Here is a 335-nt window from a genome sequence, read left to right as displayed (position 1 = left end):
TTGAGGATTAATTTTTACGCCACCATACACCACTGCAGAACGTAGCCGAGTTCCTTGACTGTAGGCCTCGACATTTTCTGCTATTTGTAATGCAAGCTCACGTGTTGGTGCTAAAACGAGGGCCAACGCTTGGTTTGAACGGGGACGATCTTCTTTTAATAATTGCTCAATAAGCGGCAGAGTAAACGCCGCGGTTTTACCGGTACCTGTTTGTGCTGCTGCCATTACATCTTGGCCAGACAATACCGCAGGGATCCCTTTTTCTTGAATAGCCGTCGGTGTAGTGTAACCTTTATCTGTAATACTTTGCACGATTGATGGAGACAAACCCAAAT

The 335-nt window shown here is 45.7% G+C and carries 1 protein-coding gene; it reads right to left on the bottom strand.

Annotation, left to right across the window (positions count from 1 at the left end; translation table 11 throughout):
• Positions 1 to 333, bottom strand: a 333-nt coding sequence (locus CWC11_RS21375; protein ID WP_249330796.1) for a DEAD/DEAH box helicase, incomplete at its 3' end; no start/stop codon positions are given.
• Positions 334 to 335 lie beyond the last annotated feature (2 nt).

This window comes from Pseudoalteromonas sp. S3178 (assembly GCF_005886985.1).
Classification (GTDB): Bacteria; Pseudomonadota; Gammaproteobacteria; order Enterobacterales; family Alteromonadaceae; genus Pseudoalteromonas; species Pseudoalteromonas carrageenovora.
Note: the sequence above shows the minus strand (reverse complement) of the source record. Positions and strands in the feature narration are given on the sequence as shown.